Origin of the sequence: Streptococcus sp. 1032, from assembly GCF_013277015.1 — a bacterium.
Taxonomy (GTDB): Bacteria; Bacillota; Bacilli; order Lactobacillales; family Streptococcaceae; genus Streptococcus.
Genome location: NZ_VMMD01000017.1, coordinates 22,706 through 46,292, shown reverse-complemented (window position 1 = coordinate 46,292; position 23,587 = coordinate 22,706). Strand labels below are relative to the sequence as shown.

The window sequence follows — 23,587 nt, the reverse complement described above, 5'->3', positions numbered from 1 at the left end:
ATGATTAACAATGTTGTACTTGTAGGGCGTATGACACGTGACGCTGAGTTGCGTTATACCCCATCAAATGTAGCAGTTGCGACTTTTACTCTTGCAGTAAACCGTACATTTAAGAGTCAAAATGGCGAACGTGAGGCTGATTTTATCAATGTCGTTATGTGGCGTCAACAGGCTGAAAACCTTGCTAACTGGGCTAAAAAAGGCTCACTTATCGGGGTGACAGGTCGTATCCAGACTCGTAGTTACGATAACCAGCAAGGACAACGTGTCTACGTGACAGAGGTCGTGGCTGAGAATTTCCAAATGTTGGAAAGCCGTAGTGTGCGTGAAGGTCATACAGGTGGAGCTTACTCTGCCCCAACTGCAAACTATTCAGCACCTACAAATTCAGTACCAGACTTTTCACGTGATGAAAATCCATTTGGAGCAACAAATCCATTGGATATTTCAGATGATGATTTACCATTCTAATGGACAACTAAAATTATAAAGGAGAAAAAACATGGCTCAACAACGTCGTGGCGGATTCAAACGCCGTAAAAAAGTTGATTACATCGCAGCAAACAAAATTGAATATGTTGATTACAAAGATACTGAGCTTCTTAGCCGTTTCGTTTCAGAACGTGGGAAAATCCTTCCTCGTCGTGTAACAGGAACTTCAGCTAAAAACCAACGTAAAGTAACAACAGCTATCAAACGTGCTCGCGTAATGGCTTTGATGCCTTTCGTAAACGAAGATTAAAGAAAAGACCCGGGTGGGTCTTTTTTTCACGAGATAGTTTTTTTCTGACCTTGGCGTGCTATAATAGTAATAGAAAGAGTAAAGGTGGGTAAGTCAAAGATGAATTGTACGATTAGAAATATGATTAAGTCTGATATTGAATCCTTATCTCACGGCTTTATGAATCAAGGTTGGCCTGGTAGAGAGGAAATTTTGGCTAGATATTTTCTGGAACAGGAAAGTGGGGAGAGAGAAGTCTTAGTTGCAGAGATTGATGGTGCTGTAGCGGGCTACGTTACCATTTTGCCCTCTGCTAAACATGGTCCTTTTGCAGAAGTCTATCCAGAATTATCAGATTTTAATGTGTTTGAGCCTTTTCGAAATCAAGGGATTGGGAGTCAACTGCTAGAAGAAGCAGAAAATCGAGTTAAGTTTTTTTCAGACAAAGTGACGTTGGGTGTAGGTTTGCACTCAGGCTATGGACCTGCCCAGAGATTGTACATCAAACGAGGCTATATTCCAGATGGTTCAGGCGTTTGGTATCGAAATCAACCCTTGGAAATGAATGCTACTATTCAAAATAATGATGATTTAGTTCTGTACTTATCCAAGAAGTTCGAATAAGAGATAGCGAATTTCTGTGAAAATAGGGGATTTCTCTACTTTATGGTATAATGGAAAGAGTTAGATTGAAAGAGGTAGTGAGATGGATGCGAAATTAAGATACAAGGCAAAGAAGATTAAAATCGTCTTTTTTGATATTGATGATACATTGCGAAATTCCAAGACTGGTTTTATTCCGTCTTCAATCCCAGCTGTTTTTAAGCAATTACGTGAGAAAGGAATCTTGACAGGTATTGCTTCTGGACGAGGAATTTTTGGTGTCGTGCCAGAAATTCGTGAGCTCAAGCCTGACTTTTTTGTAACCTTAAATGGTGCTTATATCGAAGATAAAAAAGGTCAGGTCATTTATCAGCATCAGATTGAGAAATCAGATGTTGAGGAGTATATCTCTTGGGCTAAGCAAGAAGGAATTGAGTATGGTTTGGTTGGGAGTCATGATGCCAAGTTGTCGACCCGTACCGATATGATTAGTGAGGCTATCAATCCAATTTATCCCGATTTGGATGTGGACCCTGATTTCCATGAGAAAGAAGACATCTATCAGATGTGGACTTTTGAAGATAAAGGAGATGACTTGCACTTGCCTGATAGTCTCTCAGACAAACTTCGCATGGTTCGTTGGCATGAGCATTCGTCTGACATTGTGCCGATTTCAGGTTCCAAAGCGACGGGGGTGGAAAAGGTTGTGGAACACCTAGGCTTGAAACCAGAGAACGTCATGGTTTTTGGAGATGGACTCAACGACTTAGAACTCTTTGATTATGCTGGAATCAGCGTCGCAATGGGAATTTCTCATGAAAAAATCAAAGAAAAAGCAGATTATATAACAAAAACACTAGAAGAAGATGGCATTTTTGATGCCTTAGAAGGATTTGGTATGGTAGAAAAAGAATTGCATTTTCCACAAGTAGACATTGAAACAGTAGAAGGTCCTCTTGCGACTATTAAGACCAATCACGGTGATTTGCGTATCAAGCTCTTCCCTGAACATGCTCCAAAAACAGTAGCTAACTTTGTAGCTCTATCAAAAGATGGTTATTATGATGGAGTCATTTTCCACCGTATTATCAAGGACTTTATGATCCAAGGTGGAGACCCAACTGGAACTGGTATGGGTGGCGAATCAATCTACGGCGAATCATTTGAAGATGAATTCTCAGAAGAACTTTACAATATCCGTGGTGCCCTTTCTATGGCCAATGCTGGTCCAAATACCAACGGCAGCCAGTTCTTTATCGTGCAAAATCAACACCTGCCATATTCTAAGAAAGAAATTGCTCGTGGTGGTTGGCCAGAACCGATTGCGGAAATCTATGCAAACCAAGGTGGGACACCACACCTAGATCGCCGTCACACGGTTTTTGGTCAGTTAGCTGATGAAGCATCTTACGCTGTCTTGGATGCCATTGCTGCTGTTGAGACAGGGGCTATGGACAAACCAGTTGAAGATGTTGTGATTGAAACTATTGAAATTGAGGACTAAGATGAAAATCGGTGATAAGCTAAAGGGCCGTATTACAGGGATTCAGCCCTACGGTGCCTTTGTTGAGCTAGAGACGGGTGATACGGGGCTGATTCACATTTCAGAGATTCGGACAGGATTTATTGAAAATATTCATGAAGCCTTGAAAGTCGATGAAGAGGTTCAAGTTCAGGTGGTAGATTTGGATGAATTTACAGGGAAAGCCAGTCTTTCTATCCGTACTTTGGAGGAAGAAAAGCACCAGTTTCCGAGACGGAGACGCTTTTCAAGCGACCGTTTTAACTACGGCTTTGCGCCTCTCAAACGAATGATGCCAATTTGGACCAAGGAAGCCCTCCAACATTTGAAGAAGCAGAAGAATTAGTTAGAAATCTATATTCTTTGTAATGTTAATATAAATTTGCTATAATAAGACCATGGAAGAAGAACAATTATTAAAATCAGGAGAGCGCATTAATCAGCTCTTTTCGACAGATATTAAAATCATTCAAAATAGAGAGGTTTTTAGCTATTCGGTGGATAGTGTTCTCTTGTCACGCTTTCCACGTTTTCCTAAGAAGGGATTGATTGTGGATTTCTGCGCTGGGAATGGAGCAGTGGGGCTTTTTGCCAGCACTCGTACTCAAGCACAGATATTGTCTGTTGAGATTCAGGAGCGTTTGGCGGATATGGCTGAGCGCTCTGTCCGTTTGAATGGATTAGAGGAGCAGATGGAGGTCATCTGTGATGATTTGAAAAATATGCCTTCTCGTTTACAGGGAAGTAAGGTGGATATGATTTTGTGTAATCCGCCCTATTTTAAGGTGGATCCTCATTCAAACCTGAACGAGAGTGAACATTATCTCTTGGCGCGCCATGAAATCACGACCAATTTGCAGGAAATCTGTCGTAGTGCCCAGAGTATTCTCAAGTCTAATGGACGGTTGGCCATGGTTCATCGTCCTGACCGACTCTTGGACATTCTGGATATGTTGCAACGGCATAATCTAGCCCCTAAGCGCCTGCAGTTTGTTTATCCAAAAAGAGAAAAGGAAGCCAATATGCTTTTGATTGAGGCTATCAAGGATGGCTCGACAAGTGGCTTTAAGGTCTTGCCACCTCTCATTGTCCACAATGATGATGGCTCTTATACGCCCGAACTTGAAGAGATTTATTATGGATCATAAGGCTTATATGTATGTGCTGGAGTGTCGTGATGGTTCTTATTATACAGGGTATACGACTGATGTGAGAAGACGCCTCACTGTCCACAATAGTGGGAAGGGAGCCAAATATACAAGAGCACGCTTGCCAGTCAAACTTATCTATGCTCAAGGTTTTGCCAGTAAGGAAGAAGCCATGTCGGCAGAAGCCCTGCTCAAGCGTAAGAAGAGACCGCAGAAGGAAAGATTTTTATCTGAAAATCAAGATAGAAATTTACTCAGTTATTTTGAAGAGTAGTGAGGAGTCCTTTGACTCCTCTTACTTTTGTCAAAAATCGAAAAAAATGCTACAATAAAGAGAATAAACAAAATGAGGTATTATCATGTCTAAGATTCTAGTATTTGGTCACCAAAATCCAGACTCAGATGCCATCGGGTCATCTGTAGCTTTTGCCTACCTTGCAAAAGAAGCTTACGGTTTGGATACGGAAGCCGTTGCCCTTGGAACTCCAAATGAAGAAACAGCCTTTGTCTTGAACTATTTTGGTGTGGAAGCACCGCGTGTCATCACTTCTGCCAAAGCAGAAGGTGCAGAGCAAGTTATCTTGACTGACCACAATGAATTCCAACAATCTGTATCAGATATCGCTGAAGTAGAAGTTTATGGTGTTGTAGACCACCACCGTGTGGCTAACTTTGAAACTGCAAGCCCACTATACATGCGTTTGGAGCCAGTTGGTTCAGCTTCTTCAATCGTTTATCGTATGTTCAAAGAACATGGTGTAGCTGTACCTAAAGAGATTGCTGGTTTGATGCTTTCAGGTTTGATTTCAGATACTCTTCTTTTGAAATCACCAACAACACACCCAACAGATACAGTCATTGCTCCTGAATTGGCTGAATTAGCTGGTGTCAACTTGGAAGAGTATGGTTTGGCTATGCTGAAAGCTGGTACCAACTTAGCCAGCAAATCTGCCGAAGAATTGATTGACATCGATGCTAAGACTTTTGAATTAAATGGAAATAATGTCCGTGTTGCCCAAGTAAACACAGTGGACATCGCGGAAGTATTGGAACGCCAAGCAGAAATTGAAGCTGCAATGCAAGCTGCCAACACAGCAAACGGCTACTCTGACTTTGTCTTGATGATTACAGATATTGTCAACTCAAACTCAGAAATCTTGGCTCTTGGTGCCAATATGGACAAGGTAGAAGCGGCTTTCAACTTCAAACTTGAAAACAATCATGCCTTCCTTGCTGGTGCCGTTTCACGTAAGAAACAAGTGGTACCTCAATTGACTGAAAGCTTCAATGCTTAAGATTTTGAGTGTTAATTCAAATTAGGAAAGGCTAGTTTGCCTTATATCGAAGGGAGTTTCGGCTCCTTTTTTTCTAGGAGTGAAGTATGTTAGAAAATGGTGATTTGATTTTGTGAGAGATGAGTCAGATATGGGACAGGCCATCCAGACTTCCACAGGCAACTATAACCATGTTGCCATTTATTTGGATGGGATGATTTACCATGCTAGTGGAAAATTTGGTGTAGTCTGTCAAGAACCAGCAGACTTCTTTGAGCCCAATCATTTGTACGACATCTATGTTTACCCAGAAATGGATATCCATTCGGTGAAGGAAAGAGCTTGCAAACATCTAGGAGCACCCTACAATGCTTCTTTCTATCCAGATGGAGCTGGTTTTTACTGTTCCCAGTACATGGCAGAAATTCTCCCCATTTTTGAAAACATACCTATGAAATTTGGGGATGGGGAGCAGGCGATTAGTGATTTTTGGAGGGAGTATTACAGAGAACTAGGTCTGCCTGTTCCTCTGAACCAAGCTGGGACCAATCCCAGTCAGTTGGCAGCATCGCCTCTGTTAAAATGTAAAGAAAGGAATCTTCATGATTCAGATTTTTAATCCATCTCGTTTGACGAGACAGCCATTTTTTGGAGAACTGATCCGCTATCTGGATCAGCATGAGGATGTGATTTTACGGGAAATCAAGGCTCAATTTCCAGAAGTGACAGTTGATAAACTCATGGAAGAGTATATAAAGGCAGGCTGGATTCTACGGGAAAATAAGCGCTATTACCTTAATCTTCCTATGCTTGAATCACTTGATAGTCTTGAACTGGATCAAGAGATTTTTGTTAGCGAAGATAGTCCGACCTATCAAGCCTTGTTGGAGCAGCGTTTTGAGACGGAATTACGAAATCAAACCAATGCTGCTATTTTAGTTGAAAAGACGGACTTTGCGCGCACTAAAATGACCCTGTCTAATTATTTCTACAAGGTCAAACATCAGTATCCTTTGACAGAAAAACAGCAGGAACTCTATGCCATTTTGGGGGATGTTAATCCTGAGTATGCTCTCAAATACATGACGACTTTTTTGTTGAAATTTCTCAAAAAAGACCAGCTTATGCAGAAACGCCGTGACATCTTTGTGGACAGTTTGGTCATCTTGGGCTATATTGTCCAAAATGAAGATGGAAAGTATGAGTTGGCTGTCGATTTTGATAAGGAAAGATTAACTTTCTATTTAGTGTGATTGCTTTTTCTGAGCACATTGTTTGACTTTATCTATCGATAAGTTTATACTAATGTAACCGATAACACATATCGGAATAAAACTAAAGGAGACAATCATATGTCACTTGAAAACAAATTGGAACAAGCAACAGGCGCTGTCAAAGAAGGTTTTGGTAAAGTTACTGGAGACAGCAAGACAGAACTTGAAGGAGCTGTTGAAAAAACAGTTGCTAAGGCAAAAGACGTTGTAGAAGACGCTAAAGGTGCTGTAGAAGGTGCCGTTGAAGGTTTGAAAAACGCTTTTAAATAAAAATAGAAAAAATCAAGGGTTTCGTTTCCCTTGATTTTTTTACGATCCTTATAAATAATTTTCTGCTACGGCGGCATCTCCAGGATAGGCTTCTTTTTTTCCTTGGACGATTTGGTAGCAATCGGCTCCCTTACCAGCAATAATAACTGCATCTAATTCGTGATTTGTGATAGCCATAGCTGCCTTAATGGCTTCTTGGCGATCCGCAATTTTTTCAACAGGATGATTGATGTAGCTACTAATTTCATCTGCAATGGCCATTGGGTCTTCATAGTTGGGATCATCAGCAGTCAGAAAGACTTGAATCTCAGGGTGTTGATTGAGGAGGAGGGCAAAGTCCTTACGACGACTTTCTCCCTTGTTTCCTGTCGAACCCAGAACCAGAGCAATTTTTCCAGTTTGATGAGTTTCAACCACATTGATGAGTTTTTTGAGACTATCACCATTGTGGGCATAGTCGATGAAGACCTTGGCTCCATTTTTCTGAGTGAGGACTTCCATACGACCAGGAACGCGGGTTGCAGCAATTCCTTTTTTGATGTCCTCAAGACTAGCTCCGAGACGGAGGCAAGCAAGTCCAGCAGCAACGGCATTTTCTTGGTTGAAGTGACCAATCAGTTGGATATCATAATCACCAGCCAGTTTCCCACTAGCTGAAAAGCTAAAGGCTTTGGAATTCTCGATTTGATTATTTGATTGGCTACCATAGAAATCATGGTCTTGATCTGCCACTTGTTCTTTCAAGACAGAAAAGTGGTCCATGTCACTGTTAACGATGACTGCTCGGCTATTTTCCATCAAGAGACGCTTGTGGTAGAAGTAGTCTTCAAAGCTAGGGTGTTCAATCGGGCCGATATGGTCGGGGCTGATATTGAGGAAAACTCCCACATCAAAGGTTAGACCATAGACACGTTTGACCAGATAGGCTTGACTGGAGACTTCCATGATGAGGTGGGTCCGGTTATTTTGTACAGCTTGATGCATCATATCAAAGAGGTCAATACTCTCAGGAGTTGTCAATGCAGACTTAAAGAAAGTCTTGCCATCTAGAGTTGTGTTCATGGTCGACAACATTGCAGGGCGATGCCCTTGAGATAAAATGTTATAGGCGAAATAGGCTGCTGTTGTCTTACCCTTAGTACCAGTAAAGGCAAGGAGTTTGAGTTTTTCCTGTGGATTTCCATAAAATTCCATAGCAATCAGACTCATGGCTTTCTTAATGTCGTTCACGATAATGGCAGGAATACCAACCTCATAGTCCTTTTCAGCTACATACCAACCGAGTCCTTGAGAGATTGCTGAAAGCAGAAATTCCTTCTTAAAGGCAGCACCCTTGACGAAAAAGAGGCTCTTTTCTTTAGCCATGCGACTGTCATAGCAGATGGTGTCAAATACGACATGACTGTAGTTGTAGTGGTAGTGTCCTTGGTCGATAATCTCACGGAAGAGACCATCTTTCTTTAATATATCTAATACGGTTTCAATTTTTATCATACTTTCTATTGTAAACCGAAAGTCGCAAATTTACAAGTAACAAGGAAAAGTTTATAATGGAAGATAAGGAGTTTTTCCTAGTTATCAAAATTGAATGAGGAATCTATGTCGCACGAAAACAATCACCAGCAGGCCCAGATGTTACGGGGGACTGCTTGGCTAACGGCTAGTAACTTTATCAGTCGCCTGCTTGGGGCTATTTACATTATACCTTGGTATATCTGGATGGGGTCTTATGCGGCTACGGCCAATGGTCTCTTCACCATGGGCTATAATATCTATGCTTGGTTCTTGCTGGTTTCAACAGCAGGGATTCCAGTTGCGGTAGCCAAGCAAGTTGCCAAGTATAATACCATGCGAGAAGAGGAGCATAGCTTTGCCCTGATTCGGAGCTTTTTAGGCTTTATGACAGGACTAGGCCTGGTTTTTGCTTTAGTCTTGTATCTCTTTGCTCCTTGGCTAGCAGACTTGTCTGGCGTGGGCAAAGACTTGATCCCAATCATGCAAAGCTTGGCTTGGGGAGTCTTGATTTTCCCGTCTATGAGTGTTATCCGAGGATTTTTCCAAGGGATGAATAATCTCAAACCTTATGCCATGAGCCAAATTGCTGAGCAGGTCATTCGTGTTATCTGGATGCTCCTAGCAACCTTTATCATTATGAAACTTGGTTCAGGAGATTACCTAGTAGCGGTTACCCAATCCACCTTTGCTGCCTTTGTCGGCATGGTAGCTAGTTTTGCAGTTTTGATTTATTTCCTTGCTCAAGAAGGCTTACTCAAAAGAGTCCTTGAAACAGGGGATAAGATTAACAGCAAGCATCTTTTGATCGATACCATTAAGGAAGCCATTCCTTTTATCTTGACAGGGTCTGCCATCCAGCTCTTCCAGATTTTGGACCAGCTGACCTTTATCAATAGTATGAGCTGGTTTACCAACTACAGCAATGAGGACTTGGTTATCATGTTTTCTTATTTCTCAGCCAATCCTAATAAAATCACGATGATTTTGATTTCTGTTGGGGTTTCGATTGGGAGTGTAGGCTTGCCGCTTTTGACAGAAAACTATGTCAAGGGGGACTTGAAGGCAGCTTCTCGTCTCGTTCAGGACAGTCTCACCCTACTCTTTATGTTCTTGCTACCAGCAACGGTTGGAGTGGTTATGGTAGGAGAACCTCTTTATACAGTCTTCTATGGCAAGCCAGACAGTTTGGCTATGGGCTTATTTGTCTTTGCAGTTTTGCAGTCTATTATTTTAGGCTTGTACATGGTCTTGTCCCCCATGCTTCAAGCCATGTTCCGCAACCGCAAGGCCGTTCTCTATTTTATCTATGGTTCTATTGCCAAGCTGGTCTTGCAACTGCCTACCATCGCCCTTTTCCACAGTTATGGTCCCTTGATTTCAACAACCATCGCTCTTATCATTCCTAACGTCTTGATGTATCGGGATATTTGTAAAGTAACGGGTGTTAAGCGCAAGGTGATTGTGAAGCGAACCATTTTAATCAGTTTGCTGACCCTAGTCATGTTTCTGTTAATAGGAACCATCCAGTGGCTGTTAGGATTTTTCTTCCAACCAAGTGGACGTTTGTGGAGCTTCTTTTATGTAGCTCTTGTTGGTGCCATGGGAGGAGGAGTTTATGGAGTCATGAGTCTTCGAACCCGTTTGTTGGATAAGGTGATTGGAAAAGCCCAAGCAGACCGCCTGCGAGCAAAATTTAATCTTTCGTAAGATAGCATTTATAAATAAAAGGAATAAGTTGAACAATCTTTTAGGAGAACTTGAAACTTATTCCTTTTTTAGCGTCAAAACAGCTAAAATTATCTTTTAAAAGTAGAAGATAAGGTCTTTTTCGATTTTTTTGGAAAAAAACATTGACTAAACAAACTAAACGTTGTATAATAAAACAAATATTTAAATCAGGAGGTTCTGGAAATGAAAAAGTCTAAGAGCAAATATCTAACCTTGGCAGGTCTTGTCCTGGGTACAGGAGTTTTATTGAGTGCCTGTGGAAATTCTAGCACAGCATCAAAAACATACAATTATGTTTACTCAAGTGATCCATCTAGTTTGAACTATCTAGCAGAAAACCGTGCAACAACAAATGATATTGTGACCAACCTGGTAGATGGTCTTATGGAAAATGACCAATATGGGAACTATGTTCCATCCTTGGCTGAGGATTGGACTGTTTCTAAGGACGGTTTAACCTATACCTACAAACTTCGTAAGGATGCTAAGTGGTTTACTTCTGAGGGAGAAGAATATGCACCTGTAACTGCTCAGGATTTTGTAACCGGTTTGCAATATGCAGCTGATAAAAATTCAGAAGCCTTGTATCTAGTGCAGGATTCTGTTGCAGGTTTGGATGACTATATCACTGGGAAAACAAGCGACTTTTCAACTGTCGGAGTCAAGGCACTTGATGAGCAAACGGTTCAATACACCTTGGCTCGACCAGAACCTTACTGGAACTCAAAAACAACCTCAACCATTCTTTTCCCAGTCAATGCAGATTTCTTGAAATCAAAAGGGGATGATTTTGGGAAGGTAGACCCTGCTAATATTTTGTACAGTGGACCTTTCTTGATGAAAGCTTTTGTTTCAAAATCTGTCATCGAATACAAGAAAAACCCTAACTACTGGGATGCTAAGAATGTCTTTGTGGACGATGTGAAATTGACCTACTATGATGGTAGTGACCAAGATGCTCTTGTTCGTAACTTTACAGACGGAGCCTATAGCTATGCCCGTCTCTATCCAAATAGTTCAAGTTTTGAAGGGATTAAAGAAAAATACAAAGATGATATCATCTACAGTATGCAGACTGCTACGTCTTATTACTGGAATTTTAACCTAGATAGACAAGCTTATAAATTTACTTCTAAGACGACCGACATTGAAAAGAAATCAACTCAGGAAGCAGTTCTTAATAAAAACTTCCGTCAAGCTATTAACTTTGCCTATGATCGTACAGCCTATGGGGCTCAAACTCAGGGAGAAGACGGAGCGACTAAGATTTTGCGTAACTTGGTTGTTCCTCCAACCTTTGTAAGTATCAAGGGAAAAGACTTTGGTGAAGTAGTAGCCTCTAAGATGGTCAATTATGGTAAGGAATGGCAAGGTATCAACTTTGCGGATGGTCAAGACCCTTATTACAATCCTGAGAAAGCCAAGACTAAATTTGCTGAGGCCAAGAAAGAGCTAGAAGCTAAGGGAGTTCAATTCCCTATTCATTTGGATGCGACAGTTGACCAAGCTTCTAAGAAGGGGATTCAAGAAGTAAGCTCTATGAAGCAATCTATTGAAGCAGCTTTAGGTACGGAGAACGTCGTTATTGATATCCAACAGTTATCAACAGAGGACTATGATAACTCAAGTTACCTTGCTCAGACTGCTACTCAGAAAGACTACGACCTTTACAATGGTGGTTGGAGTCCTGACTACTTAGATCCATCAACCTATCTTGATATCTTTAGTGTCAAGAATGGTGGGGTTCTACAAAATCTTGGACTCGACCCTGGTGAAGCCAATGACAAGGCTAAGGCAGTTGGACTTGACACTTATACTCAAATGTTGGAAGAGGCTAATAAGGAGCAAGACCCAGCCAAACGTTATGAGAAATATGCTGATATTCAAGCATGGTTGATAGATAGTTCTCTAGCGATTCCAAATGTTTCATTAGGTGGAACGCCTAGCTTGAGAAAAACAGTTCCTTTCTCAGCACCTTATTCATTGGCTGGTAATAAAGGGGTTGAATCCTATAAATACCTTAAAGTACAAGATAAGACAGTCACAACAGACGAATATGAAAAAGCCAAAGAAAAATGGTTTAAAGAAAAAGAAGAATCCAATAAAAAAGCCCAAGAAGAATTGGCAAAACATGTGAAATAAGGATTTTTCAAGAAAACGATGGTTTCGAAGGAAGCTGTCGTTTTTTAATAGAATGATGGTAAATTTGGAAGAAAAATCTCACATTTTCTCGTAGTTAATTGAATTTATGCTATAATAAATATAAGAAACTACGTTCGAAAATTTACCCAATGTTGATTGAAGTATGCACATGCTAGGGTAATGTTATAGGAGGGATGTCGTCTACTGGAAAAGTAAGATAAAATGCAACAAATGATAAGTTCTTCTTTATGTGAAGAGTTCTTATTTGCCTATTTACTAATCGTTATGGAGGTATCATCATGGGCGCTATTATGGAGTTTGCAACAGAAAAACAGATTGCATCATTTCTTTCAACTTGTCGCATTGAAGGGCAAAAGAATTTTCTGATGGCTTTCAAGAAAAAGACATGGTTGAAATCCTTTATTGATTTTTTCATTATAGGTGGTTCCTACTATGTTCAGTCGAGTGTGAAGCCTAAGATTCTGGCATTCACACCTAAGGGAATTTACTTGATGGACATCAGTGATGTAATAGAAAATCATTCTAATCAAGTCGTAGAGATACCTTGGAATCAAGTCAAAGATTTTACTTATCAGACAGTCTTGAATACAGTTAGGTTGAACTGGAACTATCAAAATGAAGTCTATATTTTTTCCGTGGATGTCGGTCAGATTAGTCAGCATGTGGGCCAATATCAATTTAACAAAGACCATTATGACTATTTAGCCCAACAGGATTTCTTTCAGTCTAAGTAAGCACTCGCAATCATTTTCACAAAAGAATCTGGAAACTTTTCTGGATTCTTTTTAGCTTTACTAGTTAATACTCAATGAAAATCAAAGAGAAAACTAGGAAGCTAGCCGCAAGCTGCTCAAAACACTGTTTTGAGGTTGTAGATGAAACTGACGAAGTCAGTAACATATACCTACGACAAGGCGACGCTGACGTGGTTTGAAGATATTTTCGAAGAGTATAAGTCTATAGTTTAAAACTATAACTAGCTCTTGAAAAGAAGAAAATGAGTTGGTGAAAATAAGTGGTACAATAGTTACTATAGATTTGGAGGAATTGTATGAGCAAGGAATTACACATTAACACAATTTTGGCCCAGGCGGGTATTAAGTCAGATGAAGCGACAGGTGCATTGGTGACACCGCTTCATTTTTCAACGACCTATCAGCATCCAGAGTTTGGTCGATCTACTGGATTTGACTATACACGCACCAAAAACCCAACTCGCAGTAAGGCTGAGGAAGTCTTGGCAGCTATTGAGTCAGCAGACTATGCCCTAGCGACTAGCTCAGGAATGTCAGCTATTGTACTGGCCTTTAGCGTCTTTCCAGTAGGAAGTAAGGTCTTGGCGGTGCGTGACCTTTATGGAGGTTCTTTCCGCTGGTTCAATCAAGTGGAGCAGGAAGGTCGTTTCCATTTTACCTATGCCAACACAGAAGAAGAATTGATTGTCGAGTTGGAGAAGGATGTGGATGTTCTCTATATCGAAACGCCAACCAATCCCTTGATGTTGGAATTTGATATCGAAAAACTAGCAAAATTGGCTCATGCTAAGGGTGCCAAAGTGGTGGTGGACAATACCTTCTACAGCCCTATCTACCAACGTCCGATTGAAGATGGAGCAGATATCGTTCTCCATTCAGCAACCAAGTATCTGGCAGGCCACAATGATGTCCTGGCTGGAGTGGTTGTGACCAATAGTTTAGAACTATACGAGAAGCTTTTCTACAATCTCAATACGACAGGGGCAGTCTTGTCACCATTTGACAGCTATCAATTGATTCGTGGTCTCAAGACCTTGTCTCTTCGTATGGAGCGCTCAACAGCTAATGCCCAAGAAGTGGTTGCCTTTTTGAAGGATTCTCCAGCAGTTAAGGAAGTTCTCTATACTGGTCGTGGGGGCATGATTTCCTTTAAAGTAGCCGATGAAACGCGCATTCCACATATTTTGAACAGTCTCAAGGTCTTCTCTTTTGCGGAAAGTTTGGGTGGGGTAGAAAGTCTCATTACTTATCCAACGACTCAAACCCATGCTGATATTCCAGCAGAAGTGCGCCATTCCTATGGTTTGACAGATGACCTCTTGCGTTTGTCGATTGGGATTGAGGATGCTAGAGATTTGATTGCAGATTTGCACCAAGCCTTGGAAGGATAAGACAAAGATGGGAAAATATGATTTTACAAGCCTGCCCAACCGTTTAGGGCACCATACCTATAAATGGAAAGAAACAGAAACGGATAGTGAAGTTCTACCAGCTTGGATAGCGGATATGGACTTTGTAGTCTTGCCTGAAATCCGCCAAGCCGTGCAGACTTATGCGGATCAACTGGTTTATGGCTATACCTATGCCAGTGATGAGTTAATTAAGGAAGTTCAAAAGTGGGAAGCCACACAACACGGTTACCACTTTGACAAAGAGGCTCTTGTCTTTATCGAGGGTGTGGTACCAGCTATCTCAACAGCTATTCAAGCCTTTACAAAAGAAGGCGAGGCAGTTCTGATTAACACACCTGTCTACCCACCTTTTGCTCGCAGTGTCAAGTTGAATAATCGTAGATTGATTACCAATTCTTTGGTGGAAAAGGATGGTCTGTTTGAGATTGACTTTGACCAACTTGAAAAGGATTTGGTGGAAGAGGATGTCAAACTTTATATTCTCTGCAATCCTCACAATCCTGGTGGACGTGTTTGGGAAAAAGAAGTGTTGGAGAAGATTGGTCAACTCTGTCAAAAATATGGTGTTTTCTTGGTTTCAGATGAGATTCACCAAGATTTGGCCCTCTTTGGTCACAAACACCAGTCTTTCAATACTGTCAACCCTGACTTTAAAGAATTTGCGATTGTCTTGAGCAGTGCTACTAAAACCTTTAATATTGCTGGGACAAAAAATTCCTATGCAGTTATTGAAAATCCTAAGTTGAGACTGGCTTTCCAGAAACGCCAGTTGACCAATAATCAGCATGAAATTTCAGGCTTGGGCTATTTGGCGACAGAAGCTGCCTATCGCTATGGGAAGGATTGGCTAGAGGAACTCAAGCAAGTCTTTGAAGACCACATCAATTATGTGGTAGATTTATTTGGAAAAGAGACTAAAATCAAGGTCATGAAACCGCAAGGAACCTACTTGATTTGGCTTGATTTTTCAGCCTATGATCTGACTGATGAAAGATTGCAAGAGCTGTTGAGAAATGAAGCTAAGGTTATCCTCAACCGTGGTTTGGATTTTGGAGAGGAAGGGAGTCTCCATGCCCGCCTCAATGTAGCCATGCCTAAATCTCTGTTGCAAGAAGTTTGTCAGCGAATTGTGACGACTTTTGCTAAACTTTAAAAATCCAGCCTTCTAGGAGAAAAGTATCCTTAGAAGGCTATTTTCATAGGGGAAAATATGGTATAATAAAAAGATAAGGTAAAGGTAAAAATATGGCTAAATTGATTCCGGGGAAAGTCCGTATCGAAGGCGTTGCCCTTTATGAAACTGGTAAGGTTGACATCATCAAGGAAAAGAACAATCGGCTCTATGCTCGCGTGGCAGAAGAAGAACTGCGCTATAGTTTAGAGGATGATTTGGTTTTTTGTGCCTGCGATTTTTTCCAAAAGAGGGGCTACTGTGTCCACTTGGCAGCGCTGGAGCATTTTCTGAAAAATGATGATCGTGGTCAGGAAATCTTGCAGAGTCTGGAAGAAGGTCATGAAGAAAAAGAGGCCGTTGAAACCAAGGTGACCTTGGGTGGCAAATTTTTGGATCGAATCTTGTCTCCAAAATCAGACCGAGCCTATGAATTATCGGCTGTGGGGCAGGTGGAAGCAGGAACCAATCATATCTTGTGGACTCTGAGAATCGGCCAAATCAATAGCCAAAAATACTATGTCATTCGAGATATTCCACTCTTTTTAAGGATTGTCGAGCAGAGAAAGTCTTATATGATTGGCAAAACTTATGAGGAATCCTTGTCTTGGGAAGCCTTTGATGAGGCTAGTCAAGAACTTCTGACTTTCTTGCGCGGACTAATGGAGGAAGGACAGGCTCCAGACCTCTTTTTCCAAAACCAAGGTCGGCACCTCTTTTTCCCCCTGACCTTTTTTGAGCAGGGTGTGAATTTACTGATGACCTTGCCGCATTTTCAATTTGACCATCAAGTGGATAGCTATCAGACTCTGCTTTTTCAGGATATGCATGCTGATGCCAATCTATTTGCCTTTACAGTAACAGAATACTCGGATTATTTTGAAATGGAAATCAGAGAGAGTCCAAGAGTTAATGCCTTTTATCAGGGAGCTGTGCTGTTCCATAAAGGACGGGTTTATTTTCTAACAGACCAGCAGATGCAACTTCTAAAGGAAATTAAAGCGCTGCCTGTGGATCAACATGGGAAAAAACACCTGCAATTTGATAGCAGTGACCGAGATAAGTTAGCTTCCTGTCTAACGTTCTTTAGCCAGATGGGGACGGTTTCAGCTCCAGAACGGTTACAAATCAAAACTTTTGCGCCCTCTTTTTACTTTGACAGGGAAGAAGATAATCGGATTCGTTTAGAGATTCAGTTTGATTATGGGGATAGGCAGGTATCAAGCCGACAAGAGCTAGAAGAATTGCCATTTTCGAGTGACGCTGACTTAGAAGAAAGAGTTTTCCAAGCCTGTTTGGTAGCTGGCTTTGAAGCAGATTTTCAATCTTGGCGTCAGGCCTTAAAAGCCGAGTCTGTCTATCATTTTTTCCACGAAATCATTCCAGTCTTTGAAAAACTCGGGAATGTTGATTTATCAGACAAGTTAGAAGAACTCTATAACCTAGCAAGCCCTCAAGTACAGATTGCTTCCAAGGGAGGTCTCTTGGAAATCCAGTTTGATTTTCAAGATATTGCCCAAGAGGAAATTGACCAAGCCATGCAGGCCTTGGTTGCTAATCAAGATTTTTACATTGATTCGTCTAATCAAGTCTACTTTTTTGATGAAGAAACCAAGAAAATTCGTCAAAATCTACAGGAGCTGGGGCAGTTTGAACTAAAAGATGGCTCCTTGCAGACTCGGAAATCCTTGGCCTACAGTTTAGCTCATCTTTTTGAAGGGCGAGACCGTGTTTCTTTTTCACAAGAATTCCAGAATCTGGCTCACGACTTGACGCATCCAGAGGACTTCCCTAGACAAGCAACTCAGGTTCAGGCCGATTTGCGAGATTATCAGGAAAAGGGAATCGCCTGGCTGCAAATGCTCCATCATTATGGTTTTGGTGGGATTTTGGCTGATGATATGGGTTTGGGGAAAACCCTTCAGACCATTGCTTTTTTGACCAGTCAAGTGACAAAAGAAAGTCGGGTCTTGATTTTAGCTCCGTCAGGTTTGATTTACAACTGGGCAGATGAGTTTCAAAAATTTGCCCCACAGTTAGATGTGGCTGTTGTTCATGGTTTGAAAGCTAGTCGTGAAGAGATTCTTGCTGAGAGCCATCAAATCTTTGTGACAAGCTATGCTACCTTCCGTCAGGACAGTGAGCTTTATCAGGGGATGGCCTTTGACTTCCTTTTCTTAGATGAGGCTCAGGTCATGAAGAACGCCCAGACCAAGATTGCCCAGACCTTGAGACAATTTGTGGTGCCGTCAGTCTTTGCCTTGTCAGGGACTCCGATTGAAAACCATCTAGGTGAGCTGTGGTCTATTTTTCAAATCGTCATGCCAGGACTTTTGCCAAGCAAGAAAGAATTTATGAAATTGTCAGCTGAACGCGTGGCTCAGTTTATCAAACCTTTCGTGATGCGACGCAAGAAAGAAGAAGTTCTGACTGAATTGCCAGACTTGATTGAAGTGGTTTATAAGAATGAACTGGAAGACCAGCAAAAGGCTATCTACCTAGCCCAGTTGCAACAGATGCGGGACCGTCTAGCTCAAGTTTCAGATCAGGAATTTCAGCGAAGTCGGGTGGAAATCTTGTCTGGTTTGATGCGCTTGCGTCAAATCTGTGATACCCCTGCCCTCTTTATGGAAGATTATCAGGGAGCCAGTGGCAAACTGGATAGTCTCCGAGACCTGCTGGTCCAGGTGGCAGACGGCGGACACCGTGTCTTGATTTTCTCGCAGTTTAAGGGAATGTTGGAGAAAATTGAACAAGAATTGCCAGACTTGGGCATGACTTCCTTTAAAATTACGGGTTCAACCCCAGCCAAGGAAAGACAAGACATGACCAAAGCCTTTAACCAAGGGGAAAGAGATGCCTTCCTGATTTCCCTCAAGGCGGGTGGGGTTGGTCTGAACCTGACAGGTGCTGATACGGTTATTTTGGTTGACCTTTGGTGGAATCCTGCGGTGGAGGCGCAAGCCATTGGTCGTGCCCATCGGATGGGACAGGAAGAAACGGTTGAGGTCTATCGCTTGGTAACTAAAGGAACTATCGAAGAAAAAATTCAGGAACTCCAAGAACAGAAGAAACATCTGGTGTCACAAGTATTGGATGGAACAGAGTCACGTGGTAGTCTTACCCTAGCAGAAATTAGAGAAATTTTGGGAATTTCTGAAGCCAGCACTTGAAAAATCAAGACAATACGCTATAATGAAGTGTTGAAAGGAAATAGAAAATGAAACAAGAACGATTTCCATTGGTGTCAGATGACGAGGTCATGTTGACTGAAATGCCAGTCATGAATCTCTATGATGAGTCTGATCTGATCAGTAATATCAAGGGTGAGTATCGAGATAAAAATTATTTAGAATGGGCTCCTATTACTGAAGAGGCGCCAGTCAAACCGATTGAAAAGCAAGTAGAGAAACCTAAAAAGGCTCCTTTAGGGGTTAAAAAAGAAGGAAAGAGCTATGCGGAGGTGGCGCGTGAAGAAGCGCGTGCAGACTTGAAAAAGAAACGCTCTGCTAACTACCTAACTCAGGATTTCAGCCGTACGAGACGTCATTCTAAATCAGGCCTTGTTAGACAGGGTAACCAACCGACAGCTCCTTTCCAAAAGGAAAAACCTGGTGAATTTGTCAAATATAGCCAAAAATTGACCCAGTCTCAGTACATCTTGGCGGAAGAAGTTCATTCTATCCCTACCAAGAATGAAGAAGTGGCAGCACCTGCTCCAAAGAAAAACAACTATGATTTTCTAAAGAAGAGCCAAATCTACAATAAAAAAAGTAAACAAACAGAACAAGAACGTCGGGTTGCCCAAGAGTTGAATCTGACCAGAATTACAGAATAGGGGAGGAAACATGTCAAAGACATATCATTTTATCGGAATTAAGGGATCAGGGATGAGTGCCTTGGCCTTGATGTTGCACCAAATGGGTCATAAGGTACAGGGATCAGATGTTGAAAAGTACTACTTTACTCAACGCGGTCTTGAGCAGGCAGGAATTACCATTCTTCCTTTTGATGAAAAGAACCTAGACGGTGATATGGAAATTATCGCTGGAAATGCCTTTCGTCCAGATAACAACGTCGAAATCGCCTATGCGGACCAAAATGGTATCAGCTACAAACGTTACCATGAATTTCTAGGTAGCTTTATGCGTGACTTTGTTAGCATGGGAGTAGCAGGAGCGCATGGAAAAACTTCAACGACAGGCATGTTGTCTCATGTCTTGTCTCACATCACAGACACTAGCTTCTTGATTGGGGATGGGACAGGTCGTGGTTCGGCCAATGCCAAATATTTTGTCTTTGAATCTGACGAATATGAACGCCACTTTATGCCTTACCATCCAGAATACTCTATTATCACCAACATTGACTTTGACCATCCAGACTATTTCACAAGTCTCGAGGATGTTTTCAACGCTTTTAACGACTATGCTAAACAAATTACCAAGGGTCTTTTTGTCTATGGTGAAGATGCAGAATTGCGTAAAATTACGTCTGATGCACCAATTTATTATTATGGTTTTGAAGCAGAAGGTAATGACTTTGTAGCTAGTGAGCTTCTTCGTTCGACAACTGGTTCAACCTTCACAGTTCACTTCCGTGGACAAGACTTGGGGCAATTCCACATTCCAACCTTTGGTCGTCACAATATCATGAATGCGACAGCCGTTATTGGTCTTCTTTACACAGCAGGATTTGATTTGAACTTGGTGCGTGAGCACTTGAAAACATTTGCCGGTGTTAAGCGTCGTTTCACTGAGAAAATTGTCAATGACACAGTGATTATCGATGACTTTGCCCACCATCCAACAGAAATTATTGCGACCTTGGATGCAGCTCGTCAGAAATACCCAAGCAAGGAAATTGTAGCAGTCTTCCAACCCCATACCTTTACAAGAACCATTGCCTTGTTGGACGAATTTGCTCACGCTTTGAACCAAGCAGATGCTGTTTACCTAGCGCAAATTTATGGGTCAGCTCGTGAAGTAGATCATGGTGACGTTAAGGTAGAAGACCTAGCCCAAAAAATCAACAAAAAACACCAAGTGATCGCTGTTGAAAATGTTTCACCACTCCTTGACCATGACAATGCTGTCTATGTCTTTATGGGAGCAGGAGACATCCAAACCTATGAGTATTCATTCGAGCGTCTCTTGTCTAATTTGACAAGCAATGTTCAATAGGAAGTTCTCATGGAAATTCCAATTAAGATTATTCAGGCAAATCAGTCTGATTTGCCTGAGATAGAGGCACTTCAGGCATCATCTTTTCCAGCTGACAAGCAGCAACCTTCCCATATTTTAGAAGAAAGTATCCGTAAGTGTGCGGATACCTTTCTTCTAGCTAGGGATGAAAACCAACTTTTAGGCTATATTTTATCAAGTCCCCAGTCAGACAATCCGCAATGTCTAAAAGTGCATTCTTTAGTCATTGAGGCTGACCATCAGAGACAGGGCTTGGGAACGCTTCTTCTTGCTGCTTTGAAAGAGGTGGCAGTTGAGCTGGATTACAAAGGGATTCGTTTGGAGAGTCCTTCTGAGCTGCTTTCCTACTTTGAAATGAACGGTTTTATCGATGAAGAAACTTCCCTTTATGCAACTAGCCAGGGTTTTAGTATGATTTGGTTTAATCCCTTTTATCTGGAGGCACAATGAAGATCAGACAAGCAAGATTAGAAGATTTGGATCGTATCGTTGAGATTGAACTAGAAAATTTCTCGATTGAAGAAGCCATTCCTCGCTCTGTTTTTGAGGCACATTTGCGAGAAATTCAGACCTCTTTTCTGGTTGCAGAAAGAGAGGGAAGGATTATGGGTTATATAGAAGGGCCAGTTGCCCCTCACCGCTATCTACAAGACCAGTCTTTTACAGAAGAGATAGAAGATTATAGTCATGAGACTGGTGGTTATATCTCTGTGACCTGTCTTTCTATTGCCAAGGAGGCACAGGGACTCGGACTGGGTCAGAAATTGCTGACAGCCTTGAAAGAAGTTGCTCTTGAGGATAAGAGAGAAGGTATTAACCTAACCTGTCATGACTATCTCATCGCCTACTATGAAAAACACGGATTTGTCAATGAAGGCTTGTCTCAGTCAACCTTTGCAGGGGAAACATGGTATGATATGGTCTGGGAAGCTAATACTCTTCGAAAATCAAATTCAAACCACGTCAGCGTCGCCTTACCGTACTCAAGTACAGCTTGCGGCTAGCTTCCTAGTTTGCTCTTTGATTTTCATTGAGTATAAAAAATAAGCTAGGAAAAGTATCATAGGTTGCTTTTCTTGGACTTTTAAGATATAATATTATGGATTGTCAACAAGGAGGAAAAACTTTTGAGTGAAAAGTCAAGAGAAGAAGAGAAATTAAGCTTTAAAGAGCAGATTCTGAGAGATTTAGAAAAAGTAAAAGGCTATGATGAAGTTCTGAGAGAAGATAAGGCAGTAGTTCGCACTCCTGCAAATGAACCTTCAGCTGAAGAACTCATGGCTGATTCCTTGTCAACGGTAGAGGAGATTATGAGAAAAGCTCCTACCGTGCCTACTCACCCAAGTCAAGATGTACCAGCTTCTCCAGCAGATGAGATTCAAAGAGAAACTCCTGGTGTTCCAAGTCATCCAAGTCAAGATGTACCTTCTTCTCCAGCGGAAGAAAGTGGATCAAGACCAGGTCCAGGTCCTGTTAGACCTAAGAAATTTGAAAGAGAATACAATGAAACCCCAACAAGGGTAGCTGTTTCCTATAAGACGGCAGAGAAAAAAGCAGAACAAGCAGGTCCAGAAACACCTACGCCTGCTACAGAAACAGTGGATATCATCAGCGATACACCACGTCGTAGCCGTAGAGAAGGAGCAAAACCCGTTAAGCCTAAGAAAGAGAAGAAGTCACATGTGAAAGCCTTTGTGATTTCATTCCTTGTATTCCTTGCCTTGCTCTCAGCAGGTGGTTACTTTGGTTACCAGTACGTGCTAGATTCTTTGTTACCTATTGATGCTAATTCTAAGAAATATGTGACGGTTCAAATTCCTGACGGTTCAAACGTTCAAGAAATCGGTACGACGCTTGAAAAAGCTGGTTTGGTGAAGCATGGTCTGATTTTTAGCTTTTATGCCAAGTATAAAAATTATACCGACTTGAAAGCAGGTTACTACAATTTGCAAAAGAGTATGAGTACAGAAGACTTACTCAAAGAGTTGCAAAAAGGTGGAACAGATGAACCGCAAGAACCTGTCCTTGCGACTTTGACAATTCCAGAAGGTTATACGATTGATCAAATTGCACAAGCGGTAGGTCAATTGCAAGGTGACTTCAAAGAGCCTTTGACAGCGGATGCTTTCTTGGCAAAAGTTCAAGATGAGACGTTTATCAGTCAAGAAGTTGCCAAATATCCGAGTCTACTTGAAAGCTTACCTACAAAAGACAGCGGTGCGCGTTATCGTTTGGAAGGATACCTTTTCCCAGCTACATACTCTATCAAGGAAAGCACAACTGTTGAGAGCTTGATTGATGAGATGTTAGCTGCTATGGATAAGAACCTATCTCCTTACTATAGTACTATCAAATCTAAAAACTTGACTGTCAATGAGTTGTTGACCATTGCTTCCTTGGTCGAAAAAGAAGGTGCCAAGACAGAAGATCGTAAGCTCATTGCCGGTGTATTCTACAATCGTTTGAATCGTGATATGCCACTTCAAAGTAACATTGCAATCTTGTATGCCCAAGGAAAACTGGGGCAAAATATCAGCCTAGCTGAGGATGTTGCGATTGATACCAACATTGATTCACCTTATAATGTTTATAAAAATGTAGGTCTCATGCCTGGTCCAGTCGATAGTCCAAGTCTGGATGCAATTGAGTCAAGCATCAATCAAACTAAGAGCGATAACCTCTACTTTGTAGCAGATGTCACAGAAGGCAAGGTCTACTATGCTAACAATCAAGAAGACCACGACCGCAATGTCGCTGAACATGTCAACAGCAAATTAAACCAAACAAACTAAAATTATGTGATACTTCACATAATTTTCTTTCGAAA

The 23,587-nt window shown here is 41.5% G+C and carries 22 protein-coding genes and 1 pseudogene; 22 read left to right on the top strand and 1 reads right to left on the bottom strand.

Going from position 1 to position 23,587, the window contains the following annotated elements; genetic code table 11:
- From ssbA to HT711_RS06410, 11 genes and pseudogenes are all read left to right on the top strand, one after another.
- Positions 1-471, top strand: a complete 471-nt coding sequence (ssbA, locus tag HT711_RS06460) for a single-stranded DNA-binding protein SsbA (protein ID WP_000609606.1) — start codon at positions 1-3, stop codon at positions 469-471.
- 31 nt (positions 472-502) lie between these two features.
- Positions 503-742: a 30S ribosomal protein S18 gene (gene rpsR / locus HT711_RS06455; RefSeq protein ID WP_000068664.1), complete on the top strand. Its 240-nt coding sequence runs from the start codon at positions 503-505 to the stop codon at positions 740-742.
- Between the two features lie 99 nt (positions 743-841).
- On the top strand, positions 842-1,345 hold the full coding sequence (locus HT711_RS06450; RefSeq protein ID WP_173249885.1) for a GNAT family N-acetyltransferase: 504 nt from the start codon (positions 842-844) through the stop codon (positions 1,343-1,345).
- Between the two features lie 82 nt (positions 1,346-1,427).
- On the top strand, positions 1,428-2,828 hold the full coding sequence (locus HT711_RS06445) for a bifunctional Cof-type HAD-IIB family hydrolase/peptidylprolyl isomerase (protein ID WP_173249884.1): 1,401 nt from the start codon (positions 1,428-1,430) through the stop codon (positions 2,826-2,828).
- Position 2,829: 1 nt separating this feature from the next.
- Complete coding sequence (locus HT711_RS06440; RefSeq protein ID WP_023943268.1) at positions 2,830-3,192, top strand: S1 RNA-binding domain-containing protein; 363 nt, start codon at positions 2,830-2,832, stop codon at positions 3,190-3,192.
- A gap of 52 nt (positions 3,193-3,244) precedes the next feature.
- Positions 3,245-3,994 (top strand): tRNA1(Val) (adenine(37)-N6)-methyltransferase, encoded by a 750-nt coding sequence (locus tag HT711_RS06435; protein ID WP_173249883.1) that lies wholly within the window; start codon positions 3,245-3,247, stop codon positions 3,992-3,994.
- On the top strand, positions 3,984-4,268 hold the full coding sequence (locus tag HT711_RS06430) for a GIY-YIG nuclease family protein (RefSeq protein ID WP_016398576.1): 285 nt from the start codon (positions 3,984-3,986) through the stop codon (positions 4,266-4,268). Before HT711_RS06435 ends, HT711_RS06430 begins: the two co-directional genes overlap by 11 nt.
- An 85-nt stretch (positions 4,269-4,353) precedes the next feature.
- The gene (locus tag HT711_RS06425; RefSeq protein WP_033685374.1) at positions 4,354-5,289 is read left to right on the top strand and encodes a manganese-dependent inorganic pyrophosphatase; all 936 of its coding nucleotides are present in this window, start codon (positions 4,354-4,356) and stop codon (positions 5,287-5,289) included.
- A gap of 86 nt (positions 5,290-5,375) precedes the next feature.
- Positions 5,376-5,887 (top strand): annotated as a pseudogene (locus HT711_RS06420) (YiiX/YebB-like N1pC/P60 family cysteine hydrolase).
- Positions 5,871-6,521, top strand: a complete 651-nt coding sequence (locus HT711_RS06415) for a DUF1803 domain-containing protein (protein ID WP_164226748.1) — start codon at positions 5,871-5,873, stop codon at positions 6,519-6,521. Before HT711_RS06420 ends, HT711_RS06415 begins: the two are co-directional and overlap by 17 nt.
- Before the next feature lie 99 nt (positions 6,522-6,620).
- The gene (locus HT711_RS06410) at positions 6,621-6,812 is read left to right on the top strand and encodes a CsbD family protein (RefSeq protein ID WP_000051193.1); all 192 of its coding nucleotides are present in this window, start codon (positions 6,621-6,623) and stop codon (positions 6,810-6,812) included.
- Between the two features lie 48 nt (positions 6,813-6,860).
- On the opposite strand, the gene HT711_RS06405 is transcribed toward HT711_RS06410, so the two are convergent.
- A complete protein-coding gene (locus HT711_RS06405) occupies positions 6,861-8,306 on the bottom strand; it encodes a UDP-N-acetylmuramoyl-L-alanyl-D-glutamate--L-lysine ligase (RefSeq protein WP_173249882.1) in 1,446 nt (481 codons plus the stop codon).
- Between the two features lie 105 nt (positions 8,307-8,411).
- Here HT711_RS06405 and HT711_RS06400 point away from each other — a divergent pair, with 105 nt between their 5' ends.
- From HT711_RS06400 to mltG, 11 genes are all read left to right on the top strand, one after another.
- Complete coding sequence (locus tag HT711_RS06400; RefSeq protein ID WP_173249881.1) at positions 8,412-10,034, top strand: polysaccharide biosynthesis protein; 1,623 nt, start codon at positions 8,412-8,414, stop codon at positions 10,032-10,034.
- A gap of 204 nt (positions 10,035-10,238) precedes the next feature.
- The gene (locus HT711_RS06395; RefSeq protein ID WP_173249880.1) at positions 10,239-12,197 is read left to right on the top strand and encodes a peptide ABC transporter substrate-binding protein; all 1,959 of its coding nucleotides are present in this window, start codon (positions 10,239-10,241) and stop codon (positions 12,195-12,197) included.
- A gap of 299 nt (positions 12,198-12,496) precedes the next feature.
- Entirely contained in the window at positions 12,497-12,952 is a 456-nt protein-coding gene (locus HT711_RS06390) for a hypothetical protein (RefSeq protein ID WP_173249879.1), read from the top strand.
- A gap of 317 nt (positions 12,953-13,269) precedes the next feature.
- Positions 13,270-14,364 carry a cystathionine gamma-synthase gene (locus HT711_RS06385; RefSeq protein WP_173249878.1) on the top strand — a complete coding sequence of 365 codons (1,095 nt, stop codon included), beginning with the start codon at positions 13,270-13,272 and terminating at the stop codon, positions 14,362-14,364.
- A gap of 7 nt (positions 14,365-14,371) precedes the next feature.
- Positions 14,372-15,538 carry a MalY/PatB family protein gene (locus HT711_RS06380; RefSeq protein WP_173249877.1) on the top strand — a complete coding sequence of 389 codons (1,167 nt, stop codon included), beginning with the start codon at positions 14,372-14,374 and terminating at the stop codon, positions 15,536-15,538.
- A 92-nt stretch (positions 15,539-15,630) separates the two neighbouring features.
- Positions 15,631-18,729 carry a DEAD/DEAH box helicase gene (locus tag HT711_RS06375; RefSeq protein WP_173234242.1) on the top strand — a complete coding sequence of 1,033 codons (3,099 nt, stop codon included), beginning with the start codon at positions 15,631-15,633 and terminating at the stop codon, positions 18,727-18,729.
- Between the two features lie 47 nt (positions 18,730-18,776).
- Positions 18,777-19,394 (top strand): cystathionine gamma-synthase, encoded by a 618-nt coding sequence (locus HT711_RS06370; protein ID WP_173234244.1) that lies wholly within the window; start codon positions 18,777-18,779, stop codon positions 19,392-19,394.
- Between the two features lie 10 nt (positions 19,395-19,404).
- Entirely contained in the window at positions 19,405-20,739 is a 1,335-nt protein-coding gene (murC, locus tag HT711_RS06365) for a UDP-N-acetylmuramate--L-alanine ligase (protein ID WP_173249876.1), read from the top strand.
- Between the two features lie 9 nt (positions 20,740-20,748).
- Complete coding sequence (locus HT711_RS06360; protein ID WP_173249875.1) at positions 20,749-21,210, top strand: GNAT family N-acetyltransferase; 462 nt, start codon at positions 20,749-20,751, stop codon at positions 21,208-21,210.
- Complete coding sequence (locus HT711_RS06355; protein WP_240148990.1) at positions 21,207-21,764, top strand: N-acetyltransferase; 558 nt, start codon at positions 21,207-21,209, stop codon at positions 21,762-21,764. Before HT711_RS06360 ends, HT711_RS06355 begins: the two co-directional genes overlap by 4 nt.
- A gap of 123 nt (positions 21,765-21,887) precedes the next feature.
- Positions 21,888-23,552, top strand: coding sequence for an endolytic transglycosylase MltG (gene mltG / locus HT711_RS06350; protein WP_173249874.1), 1,665 nt, complete (start codon positions 21,888-21,890; stop codon positions 23,550-23,552).
- Positions 23,553-23,587: the final 35 nt, after the last annotated feature.

Bases quoted from the DNA above. Each gene is read 5' to 3' on its own strand.
- HT711_RS06360 (WP_173249875.1), top strand. From the start codon at position 20,749: ATGGAAATTCCAATTAAGATTATTCAGGCAAATCAGTCTGATTTGCCT.
- HT711_RS06430 (WP_016398576.1), top strand. From the start codon at position 3,984: ATGGATCATAAGGCTTATATGTATGTGCTGGAGTGTCGTGATGGTTCT.
- HT711_RS06380 (WP_173249877.1), top strand. From the start codon at position 14,372: ATGGGAAAATATGATTTTACAAGCCTGCCCAACCGTTTAGGGCACCAT.
- HT711_RS06425 (WP_033685374.1), top strand. From the start codon at position 4,354: ATGTCTAAGATTCTAGTATTTGGTCACCAAAATCCAGACTCAGATGCC.
- HT711_RS06390 (WP_173249879.1), top strand. From the start codon at position 12,497: ATGGGCGCTATTATGGAGTTTGCAACAGAAAAACAGATTGCATCATTT.
- HT711_RS06355 (WP_240148990.1), top strand. From the start codon at position 21,207: ATGAAGATCAGACAAGCAAGATTAGAAGATTTGGATCGTATCGTTGAG.
- HT711_RS06405 (WP_173249882.1), bottom strand. From the start codon at position 8,306: ATGATAAAAATTGAAACCGTATTAGATATATTAAAGAAAGATGGTCTC.
- HT711_RS06385 (WP_173249878.1), top strand. From the start codon at position 13,270: ATGAGCAAGGAATTACACATTAACACAATTTTGGCCCAGGCGGGTATT.
- rpsR (WP_000068664.1), top strand. From the start codon at position 503: ATGGCTCAACAACGTCGTGGCGGATTCAAACGCCGTAAAAAAGTTGAT.
- ssbA (WP_000609606.1), top strand. From the start codon at position 1: ATGATTAACAATGTTGTACTTGTAGGGCGTATGACACGTGACGCTGAG.
- HT711_RS06435 (WP_173249883.1), top strand. From the start codon at position 3,245: ATGGAAGAAGAACAATTATTAAAATCAGGAGAGCGCATTAATCAGCTC.
- HT711_RS06440 (WP_023943268.1), top strand. From the start codon at position 2,830: ATGAAAATCGGTGATAAGCTAAAGGGCCGTATTACAGGGATTCAGCCC.
- HT711_RS06395 (WP_173249880.1), top strand. From the start codon at position 10,239: ATGAAAAAGTCTAAGAGCAAATATCTAACCTTGGCAGGTCTTGTCCTG.
- murC (WP_173249876.1), top strand. From the start codon at position 19,405: ATGTCAAAGACATATCATTTTATCGGAATTAAGGGATCAGGGATGAGT.
- HT711_RS06415 (WP_164226748.1), top strand. From the start codon at position 5,871: ATGATTCAGATTTTTAATCCATCTCGTTTGACGAGACAGCCATTTTTT.
- HT711_RS06450 (WP_173249885.1), top strand. From the start codon at position 842: ATGAATTGTACGATTAGAAATATGATTAAGTCTGATATTGAATCCTTA.
- HT711_RS06400 (WP_173249881.1), top strand. From the start codon at position 8,412: ATGTCGCACGAAAACAATCACCAGCAGGCCCAGATGTTACGGGGGACT.
- HT711_RS06410 (WP_000051193.1), top strand. From the start codon at position 6,621: ATGTCACTTGAAAACAAATTGGAACAAGCAACAGGCGCTGTCAAAGAA.
- HT711_RS06445 (WP_173249884.1), top strand. From the start codon at position 1,428: ATGGATGCGAAATTAAGATACAAGGCAAAGAAGATTAAAATCGTCTTT.
- HT711_RS06375 (WP_173234242.1), top strand. From the start codon at position 15,631: ATGGCTAAATTGATTCCGGGGAAAGTCCGTATCGAAGGCGTTGCCCTT.
- HT711_RS06370 (WP_173234244.1), top strand. From the start codon at position 18,777: ATGAAACAAGAACGATTTCCATTGGTGTCAGATGACGAGGTCATGTTG.